The organism is Bythopirellula polymerisocia, from assembly GCF_007860015.1.
In the GTDB taxonomy this organism is placed as follows: Bacteria; Planctomycetota; Planctomycetia; order Pirellulales; family Lacipirellulaceae; genus Bythopirellula; species Bythopirellula polymerisocia.
Genome location: NZ_SJPS01000017.1, coordinates 21,019 through 30,748, shown reverse-complemented (window position 1 = coordinate 30,748; position 9,730 = coordinate 21,019). Strand labels below are relative to the sequence as shown.

Sequence of the window (9,730 nt, the reverse complement as noted above, 5' to 3'; positions counted from 1 at the left end):
TTGAGGTCCAAAGATTCCTGGGGGGATGTGGACATGATCGACTCCTAGAAATGTGGAAAATAGGAAGACTTACCCGCACAACAGAATTAGAGCAAATTTCACACCTACTTTCGAGACGCTCACACCTCGTCGTCCTGTAATAGGAAAAATATTTGACATTTGAGCCGCGGCGCGTCAGAATCCCGAGAGTTTCTAATCTGGGATGGTATTGTCAGAGCTCGATATTCGGTTTGTTTCTATTCCAGTGGTACTCCTGCCGCCGGGATACTTACAGCTCCGTTTTTTCTTGTCCGAGGGAGCATCCGTATTACGAGTCTTGGTAATGCACACGACGAAGCGTTTTTCTCATTAGAAAAGTGCATTGGACCTTAAACGAAAGGGAGCTAGCTCATGAGAACACTCGTAACTACTTCGGCTATTATTTCGATGTTGGCGTTCTTATCGCCGACAGTAGTCGCTGAAGATGAGCAAATTGGAGATCCATTGTCTCCAGTGTCTGCTGTTTTTGGTCAACCGATTGACCTTAATTTTCCTAACATTATACATCCTCCACCACACAGGAAGGTCATGTCGTTTACGGGAATGGCCCAGGCCTCAGGCCAGCCTAGAACTGCCATTTTGGGAATTCATTTTGATTACATAGATCCCAATAACCCGTCGGGCCCGCCTGTGGTAATCCCGTCCCCCAATTTCTATATGGAAGCAATCCCGACGGGTGGAGGATTCGTGCAGATCAACGCGGGACCCGTTCAGCTCATAAACTTCTGCCCTGACCAAGTCAGTATCCATTTTGAGAACTTAACAGATTTTATCGAAATAGAATTCTATGGCACTTTTAACCACACATGCGTTCCCATCCCGGAGCCAAGCTCTATGACGCTCCTGTTGCTCTGCGGAGTGGCAAGCCTCAGATGGCGACGCCGTTTGAGGTAGGCTGCTCAAAAAGCAGTTGCAATGCTGTGCATCAAGATCGATATTAGCCCCGGCGTTTAGGTCCCGCCGGGGTTTTTTATTTCAGTGAGAGGGTGGCTCATTAACCGTCTCCAGGCGTCACTCCCAGAACAATATCAAACTTCGCAGCCAACTCGCCGAGTTGTGATTCCTTGATCGGCGCAAAGTCCACCATCACCGATTCGCGTTTCTGCGGATCGCGGATGCCACGTAGAACACCGTCGCGGTCGTTCTGTGGATTGCCCTTGATGTAGCATTGGGTGGTGAATTCGTTTTCGCTCGGCAGTTTGACTTTGAAGTGGATATGCGGCGTGCGGCCAGGATACGGAACCGGCCTGACCGTGCGGAAATAATATTCACCGGTCGAACCAGTGAGAAAGCGACCAAAACCCTGGAAATTCGCATCTCTCTTGGCATGTTGGTCGGCCGTGTGGAGATAGACCCCGTTGCCATCGACTTGCCAAATCTCAACCAGCGCATTGCGGAGCGGCTGGCCGGAGGAATCAAGAATTCTTCCTGAGAGGTGCGTGATCTCACCAATGGCTGGCGTGATGCCATCATTGATGATGATCAAATCATTGTCAGTATCCAGCGGTAAATGGTCCGGATAAAACGGCCCTTCTGTTTGCCGAGGAGTAAGAGTGAGCGCCTCGGCAAATGCACCGCGAACGTTCCAAAACGAGGGAAGCACAAGCCCAGCAGCGGTTACTGTGGCCCCCTTGAAAAAATTTCGCCGTGTGGGGATTTGGTGTCGAAATTTGATGATTCAGTCTCCTGGAGATCCTTCGCGATTGCTATCTGAGCTTGAACTCCTCTTGTGGGAGAAAGAGCTGTCCTAAGAATAATCTCACACCAATTCACTCGTCTTTCGTGGCGTCTTCCCCTCAGGAGTTTCATCGCTCTCGATGTCAAACCACTCCGGCTTAAATTCGATGCGGCGGTTTTCTCGCATGGCGATGTTTGAGGTCAGTGCAATGATGGCATCGGCCATAGCAACCTTGGGGGTGCATTTGGGTTGGTTCGCCGGGTCCGGGTTGCGGATGCACCAGGCCCAGTGCTCGATCTCTTCTTGGTAACCGCGACTGATGTTTTCAGGCGCGGCTACCTCGGCGAGGGCTGCGCCACCACCACCGGTTTCATAAGTATCCATCGCGGGGCCACCGGAGCCAGCCGTGACTTCGATCTTGGTCTGCGTGTCGGATTTCTTAAAGAGATAAGCATCCTTCTCACGGTCTAAAATGAGGGTTCCCTCAGTGCCAAGTACCACTTCACCGTAGCCGCCGTAGCCGTTACCGTTGATCGAGGAATAGGTGACCACGATTTTCTTGTTGGGGTCGGCGACTTCTCCGTCTTTACCATTCTCGTAGTAGCCTAAGCCAGGGTATTCAAACATCGTGTAAACATGGTCGTCCACGTCGCGGTCGAGCGGGAACAACGAACGATGCCCCATGCCGCTGACTGAGAGTGGCATGACCTTCTGGTGACCCTCACGCTGCGAACTGATAAAGATGCTCGAGGCATCGAGTTGATGGCTTCCTAGCTCAGCCATGAGTCCCCCTCCGGTACGATCCCACAGCCGCCAGCGGATCAGTTCCTCCATGGGAGATCGCTTATAGCCATTGGGAAGGGTTTTATCCTCGTAGCCGAAAGCAGCAGCATCGGTCCGGTAGTCCATAATCTGATTGCGTTTTTGAGCGACTTTTTCGGCCCATTTTTCGGCATCTGCTCCTTTGCTCTGGTCACGCTTCTTCAACCAGGCATGATACTCCCTCAGCATGTGAAATTCGTCACGCAAGGCAGCGACTGCCTCGGGGCCTCCTGCCTTACTGGCGGCCTTCTCCAATGCGGAGAATTCCTCAGGTGTGAGCGGTTCACCAGATTGATCAACAAACTTCGCACTGGGCAAATCAGGGGACCAGCTATCTCTGCCAGGCAGGTTGTCGCGATTCCATTGCGCGCGAATGGAGTGGAGCTCACCGATAAGACCGCTGGAAATCTGATCGACTGCGTTATCGTAAAGAATGCTGTAGTGACGCTGGTGACCTGTGGCGAGAAGCATGCCCGTCGCGTCGGCCACACGGCCCATCTCTTTGCACTGGCCCACACTATGAGCCATTAACTTTTCTGTAAGAACGTGTTTCTTTGCCCGCATCGCCTTGATTGCGGCAACGTCGTGCAACCATAAGGGGAGGGCGATAATCACCGCCTCGACATTGGGGTCCTTCAAAAGCTCTTCGTACGTTTCCCCCTCTTTCTCACCATACACTTTGACATTTTCGCGGGCCTCTTCTTCGGTTTTCCAACCGTAAACATCCATCAGTCCCTTGCGAGCCGCCTTCGTGCCGTCGCTGTTGAGATCACCATGGAACGCGCGGTGAAAGCTATAGGGACGAATGTCTGCAATGGCCACGACGTCGATATAATCCGGATTGAGCGAGCTGATCAGTACGCCCCCTTCGTCTCCAGTGCCGATAATACCCACGCGGAGGCGATCATTCTTGATCGCTCCGTAATTGAAATAGAGTGCACCAATGGTTGCTCCCCCTGCGACACCACCCAACACGGTTCCTTTCAGGAAATCGCGCCGGCTGGTGCCGACGGCTTCCTGGAAGTTTTGTTTGCCGATTGCCTTTTCTTCTGGCGTAAGATTCATCTTTTTAAGCTCCCTTGGTAGTGCCACGCTTGGACCACCAGCGGTGGATAATTGAATCGAGCCCGGCATACTTACCCGCACAAGTCGCTGCAAGCAATACGAGGGCTGCGAATTCGGTTAACTGATAATAAAAGAATTCCGATTTAGCGCCGTCCACCCAAGGTGGCTGTGTGGCCATCACCATCAACAGAAACAACGCTCCGAGGATTGCAGCGATAGGTGTGAAGAGCCCTATCAACAAACAGAACCCTACAGCGGTTATTACGCAAGCTACAAGTAGATTGTTCCGAGCCAGTTGTGTAACTTGAGGATCAGTTACCGCGGTTTCGACTCGGCTGCCTAGCGGAGAACTCTGCTGCTCCGGTGTGAGAACGTCGCCCAGATTGTCGGCGAGATATTGATCATTTTTTTTTACAGCGGCAACCCACCGCAAGGGGATACGCGAAACATCTGCCTGTTTGGCGGCGATTCGTTCCTTGCGAAAGGGAATTTCGTCAGCCCCGCCGACGCCTTCAGCCTGCTCCAGTCGCCACAACTGGTGCTGATAATCCTGCATGTCGAGCGCTTCCTCGGCAAGGAAATCTGCCAGATTACGCTCTTGTGTTTCCAGTACCTTGTCGGCCTGGGTGCGTTGCTCGTCGCTGAGCGATTTGATCTTTTTAAACTGTCCCGCAATTTTTTGCCAATCTTCGCGGATTTGTTCCCCCCAAGCGGCACCAGGAACAATTTCGATAAACTCTGCCTCGGTCGTTTGCCCCTTGGCAAGCTCATTCTTTCGGCGGGCAACATACCGCGTGACCCAGGCGGTGAGCTTGTCAGAAGCCTCTGGAGTCATTTGCTGCGGTTGGGCGAGCAGTTCTCGCCAATCGTGGGTCGTTGGCGCCTGGGACTGGAAGAATCCCGCCAAGGGTCCTTTGGCCCCGTTGAAGAATCCCTCCGCTGAGAACGTCATCTTCAGTTCGTGTCGGCCAGAGTCGTATTCGAATTTCTTGGCACCTTCGGTAAAAAAATGCCAACCAACTACCAATCGCAAGAAGACGAGCGCGACAATTCCCGTCCATGTACAACCCCAGGCGGTCCGAACGTGACAATCATCAGCAGCAGGATTTGTTTCGATCACGACGGAATTCTCATGCGGGGACTGGGCGATTATGTCAGGAGCGGGGTCAGGCAATATTCTGCCTGTTCCAGAGAATAGCAAAGAACTTTATTGTAGGATGGAGCTTAGCGATTCTCCAGTGCCAATTTGGGTGGGCTCGCTGAAAATCGACCCCGTTTTTCCGACTTTCGGTTCTTAATTTTGAGTCACTCTTATGCGAATAGTCCTCTGTTATCCCGTTGAATTGCGCCATCTGGAACAAATTCAAGCCGCTTGGCCAGGGGCCGAGATTGTCGATGCTGGGCAAGAGCGAATCGCTTCCGAATTAGCCAATGCGGATATTTATTGTGGTCATGCCAAGGTGCCCGTGCCGTGGGATGAGGTGGTAGCAAAAGGAAAGCTGCAATGGATTCAATCCTCGGCAGCGGGCATGGACCATTGCTTGACTCCTGCGGTGGTCCAGTCCGAGATCCTAGTCACCAGTGCGTCAGGAGTGCTGGCCAAACAGGTCGCCGACCACACCATGGCCTTGCTGGCTGGCATGCTTCGCGATTTGCCTACCTATTTTCGGGCTAAAGATAAACGTGAATTCATTCGTCGACCAACTCGCGATTTGCATGGCACGACCATTGGAATTGTCGGCATGGGCGGCAATGGAAGGGTCCTGGCTCGTGTGCTGAAGCCTTTTGAAACCACCATTTTAGCCACCGATTGGTTTCCCGAGAAAAAGCCTGTTGAGATCGATGAACTGCTTCCCGCTGACGCACTCGATGATTTATTGCCGCGCGTGGATGTCTTGATCCTGGCCGCGCCGCTGAATGACTATACCCGCGGAATGATCGACGAGCGACGTTTGCGACTACTCAAAAAGGATGCTGTGCTGGTGAACATGGCCCGTGGCCCACTCGTAGTCGAGGAGGATCTGGTGAAGGTGATGAAAGAGGGGCACCTCTGGGGAGCGGGACTGGACGTTACCGCTGAAGAGCCCCTACCTGCTGAAAGTCCTCTCTGGGAGGTCCCCAACCTGATCCTCACCCCCCATGTGGGCGGCCAGCGCGCGAGCCGGATCGACGACATGACGCGGCTCTTCCTGGAAAACTCACAGAGGTTTCAAGCCGGCAAGCCCCTCATCAACAAAGTGGACAAAATCCTTGGGTTTCCCGAAGCCGGGGCAATCCTGTTCCAGAGCTAAAGTGTCCCGCAGCTGGATGAAAACAGCAGCTTTCTAGCACTTTTCGGCCTAAAATACGATCTAGACTCTAGCTCCTTAACCAGATTATCATTCTCTTCGCCCTCATTCCGGATTAGGATAGAGGGATAAGTGATTTTTAAGCGACGAATGATATTGAAGCTTTCCTGCATTGGATTCCCTCCCTGGCGGCGATCCCGCCGCTATGCAAAAGACTCTGCACCTTGAGCTGACACCTCTTTTTTCCCTCGACGTATAGGTAACGGATGAACCCTTCCACAACAATTCTGCAAGGAACGCGGACTATCACCTTCAACGGCGAAGAGTCGCGCCGCTGTCCTAGCGAGCTGTATCAGCGCTACGAGCATCTGCTCAACACGCAGTACATTGGCTGGACGGAGCACCTGCGTTTCCGTCGCTTGCTCGGTACCGGGGGACAAGGAGTCGTCTATCTCACTGATCGACGAGGGTCGGACGGCTTTACTTTGCCTGTGGCCTTAAAGGTATTTTCTCCTGAGCGATTTTCCTGCCAGCAAAGCTACGACCGGGCGATGGAGCGTATCGCCCTGGTAGCTAGTAGCGTCGCCAAGATTCAGCACGATAACCTGCTGGATGTGCAGAACTTTGCCGAACGCAGTCGCATCCGTGTGATGGAGATGGAATGGGTTGACGGCTACGATCTCGACAACTTACTTACACCGGCAATGTTGTCACGAGTTCAACAGCGAGTGAACAATCGGCGGTGGAAGTATATCAACGATGTGATCGTCACTGCCGGCCATGTCAGGCCACGCCTGAAACCAGGTGTGGCTGTGGCCATTATCCGCCAATGCCTGGCTGGACTGGCCGCGTTGCATCGTGAGGGGATCATCCACGGTGATTTGAAACCCTCTAATATCATGGTAAAACGCACTGGCCATCCCAAAATTGTTGACATCGGTTCTGCGTTGCAATTGGACAATATGCCCGAGCAACGGACCTGCACTCCGCAGTACGCCGCCCCAGAGATGCTCGAACGGAACGAATTTACTGCCCAGTCCGATCTGGCAAGCCTTGGTTATGTGCTTATTGAGATTCTGGCAGGCAGGCCTCTGTTTGCCGGTCTGAGAAATCTGGGAGAAATGCTCGAAGCCAAGTGGACTCTCCCGCAGCGGCTCGACTCGATCCTCCCCGATGATGTGGCCGACAGCGATTTATTGATGAGCATCTGCCGTCGCCTGACAGCTCCCGATACGGTGTTGCGTTATGCTAGTGCCGAGGATGCCGACACAGGCCCCGGCGGCTTGGCCGAGTTTCAGCGGACCCTGGTTATGGGGGATCTGGCTAGCGAATACGAAAACGAGCTACGCGTCTGGCTGGAAGAGCTTGATTGAGCCGTTCCATACGGCCAAACTCCGAGGATTGACGGTCAAAGCAGATCGTGCCAAGCTATCGGCCACCGGCGAAATCAATCTTGCCCGGTCCAGGTTCCAGTATTCTGATAAAAGGGAGTAGTGGCGATGTCAGGAACGCTTTTGGTCCTCGGCTTCTTGTTATTTGGCCAATTAGTTGATCGTTACCCCGCAGCGGAGAAAACATCAGCCTTACTGCTGGACTACGCAGCAGAGGTGGGTTCCACTCCCGTAGAGGAGCCTCAGCAGGAATCTCCCGCTTCTGGAATTAGCCCTTCCGTGAGCGATATGTTCGATATCCAAACCCAGGATAGTGTTGAACCATCCAGTACCACGCCTGAAGAGAAAGAATTGCGGACCAATGACTCTCCTCCTACCTCAGGGGCAGTCGCTCCCCAATCAAGTGTTCAACCTCCTCCCCAAACGACATCGGCAAGTGAGCCAATCACGTTCCTGGAAAATTTCAGCGAGCCCGTAACGAGTAGCCAACTGTCTGGCACCCCAGTCACACTAGTAGAAGTCATCGCTTCATCTCCCAACCGTAGAGAGCAGACCCAACGGGTTGAAACCTATTGGGACCTGTCTCGGGCAGTTCTCGAATACAATTTGAGCCTCAAGGAAAAAATTGAACTTGAGGCCCTGCGCCGTGGAATCGCGCAAGCCGGTCCCCACTGGGACCAAAGTTTGAGTCAGAATGAGTCCCGCGAGCGACTCGCACTGCGCGCGGTCCAGGTAGCGCAACAGCGTATGGCCCAGATGTTGGGATTCACTCGCGAGGATCAGTCACCGCTTCCCAGCGATCTCCCTTTCGTTGGAACCTACAACACACGCTTTGCAGAACTCTTCCCCCAACAGACTCAACGCGTTGCCAAAGAATACGACGAATATCTCACAAACGCTTCACAAGTCATCGTAAATGAGGCCAAAGAAATCGCTGCAGCACGTGATTGGATGTTTGCCGTCAGCGAACAGCGTAGTCCGCAAACCGACGGCAAAGAACTGCTCGTAGCTTACGAGTTATTTGCCGCCCGACGCAGACTTTTTGTCGAAACGGTTGCCAATTACAACCGTGAAATCGTCCGCTACACCGAGATCGCCACCCCTGGTAGCGTTGAGCCCCAGCGCCTGGTAGCGATGCTAATTCGTGTTGCAGGTTCTCCTTCAAGTACTGTCGATCCAGCAGTGCGCCGCACGAGCGCTGAAGAACAGGTAAATCCAGCGGACGCCGGGCAATCTCAGCCCCGCACCACCGCAGAGAATAGTTGGCATGCGCTCCCCAACAATAGTGAACGCTCCATACTGGTGCCAAGCCGATAGCTGCTTCTGCTTTTGAGAGCTCGCGTCAGGGTTTCAGTGCTTGCCATCTTCGGTGTAACATGGATTTATGTTACCTACCCTCGAAGAAGTCACCTGCCTCCCTCTCGCCAAGCCTTTCTACATTGGCCCACTGCTGATCGATCCGCCGATTCTGCAGGCCCCGATGGCCGGGTTTACCAATTTTGCCTTTCGGCAAATCGTCCGTGAATTCGGTGGCGCAGGTCTCCTGGCAACCGAGATGGTTAACGCCCGTGGGTTTGTCTGGCTCGATGAACAAGAGGCCGAGCATCCTGATCGACTCTGGGGAGTGGCCGAGGAACCGCGACCGCTGGCCGTGCAGATTTGGGACAATGAACCAGCCACACTTGCCAAAGTAGGGGCCCGACTAGCCGACGAATACGGCGTAAGTGTCGTCGACATCAACTTCGGTTGCCCTGTTCGGCAAGTGACACAGAAGGCGCACAGCGGTTCTTATCTGCTCAAACATCCCGATCGAATGGGCGAAATTATCGAACAGGTTGTTGCTGCCTGCACGCCGACGCCGGTCACGGCCAAGATTCGCCTTGGCTGCACACGCGAGTCGATCAATGCCTGTGATATCGCTCAGGTGGTCGAAGGCGCCGGGGCAGCGGCGCTCACTGTGCATGGCCGCACCGCAGCCGACATGTTCCGCGGCTCAGCCGACTGGGATCGCATTGCCGAGATCAAGGTGCATCTCAAACGGATTCCCTTGATCGGCAACGGCGACCTCGATACTCCGCAGAAAGTAGTCGATGCCTTCCGCCACTACAATGTGGATGGAGTCATGATCGCCCGCGCGTCGCTGAACAAACCTTGGCTCTTCGCGCAAGCAGCCGCCGCCGTCCGCGGCGAATCGATTCCGCTCGACCCCACCCTCGCTGAAGAAAAGCAGCTCATGCTGCACCACTATGAACTAGTCTGCGAGCGGTTCGGCGTAGAGAAGGGAACCCTGCTCATGCGGAAATTCGCCTGCTGCTATGCCCAAGGCCGCCGCGGTGCGCGAGAATTCCGCAAGCATGTGGGAACCGTGATAACTCCCGAGGAATTCTACCGGGTGGTAGAGAGCTTTTTTCCAGAAGGTTAGCCGCGACCCGTCGCCTTCCACTCAT

At 53.9% G+C, this 9,730-nt stretch carries 8 protein-coding genes; 5 read left to right on the top strand and 3 right to left on the bottom strand.

Features of this window, described 5'->3' with window-relative positions; genetic code table 11:
• Nucleotides 1-390: 390 nt before the first annotated feature.
• Complete coding sequence (locus Pla144_RS23905; protein ID WP_146453229.1) at nucleotides 391-933, top strand: PEP-CTERM sorting domain-containing protein; 543 nt, start codon at nucleotides 391-393, stop codon at nucleotides 931-933.
• 100 nt (nucleotides 934-1,033) lie between these two features.
• On the opposite strand, the gene Pla144_RS23900 is transcribed toward Pla144_RS23905, so the two are convergent.
• The 3 genes from Pla144_RS23900 to Pla144_RS23890 all read right to left on the bottom strand — a co-directional run bounded on the left by Pla144_RS23900 (nucleotide 1,034) and on the right by Pla144_RS23890 (nucleotide 4,724).
• Nucleotides 1,034-1,642, bottom strand: a complete 609-nt coding sequence (locus Pla144_RS23900; RefSeq protein WP_231936538.1) for a dioxygenase family protein — start codon at nucleotides 1,640-1,642, stop codon at nucleotides 1,034-1,036.
• Nucleotides 1,643-1,798: 156 nt separating this feature from the next.
• The gene (locus Pla144_RS23895) at nucleotides 1,799-3,604 is read right to left on the bottom strand and encodes a Gfo/Idh/MocA family protein (protein ID WP_146453227.1); all 1,806 of its coding nucleotides are present in this window, start codon (nucleotides 3,602-3,604) and stop codon (nucleotides 1,799-1,801) included.
• A gap of 4 nt (nucleotides 3,605-3,608) precedes the next feature.
• Nucleotides 3,609-4,724: a DoxX family protein gene (locus Pla144_RS23890; RefSeq protein WP_146453226.1), complete on the bottom strand. Its 1,116-nt coding sequence runs from the start codon at nucleotides 4,722-4,724 to the stop codon at nucleotides 3,609-3,611.
• 193 nt (nucleotides 4,725-4,917) lie between these two features.
• Between Pla144_RS23890 and Pla144_RS23885 the strand changes: the two genes are divergently transcribed.
• The 4 genes from Pla144_RS23885 to dusB all read left to right on the top strand — a co-directional run bounded on the left by Pla144_RS23885 (nucleotide 4,918) and on the right by dusB (nucleotide 9,705).
• Nucleotides 4,918-5,895 carry a D-2-hydroxyacid dehydrogenase gene (locus Pla144_RS23885; RefSeq protein ID WP_146453225.1) on the top strand — a complete coding sequence of 326 codons (978 nt, stop codon included), beginning with the start codon at nucleotides 4,918-4,920 and terminating at the stop codon, nucleotides 5,893-5,895.
• Between the two features lie 263 nt (nucleotides 5,896-6,158).
• Nucleotides 6,159-7,265, top strand: a complete 1,107-nt coding sequence (locus Pla144_RS23880; RefSeq protein ID WP_146453224.1) for a serine/threonine-protein kinase — start codon at nucleotides 6,159-6,161, stop codon at nucleotides 7,263-7,265.
• Between the two features lie 126 nt (nucleotides 7,266-7,391).
• Entirely contained in the window at nucleotides 7,392-8,600 is a 1,209-nt protein-coding gene (locus Pla144_RS23875) for a hypothetical protein (protein WP_146453223.1), read from the top strand.
• A gap of 67 nt (nucleotides 8,601-8,667) precedes the next feature.
• Complete coding sequence (gene dusB / locus Pla144_RS23870) at nucleotides 8,668-9,705, top strand: tRNA dihydrouridine synthase DusB (RefSeq protein WP_146453222.1); 1,038 nt, start codon at nucleotides 8,668-8,670, stop codon at nucleotides 9,703-9,705.
• Nucleotides 9,706-9,730: the final 25 nt, after the last annotated feature.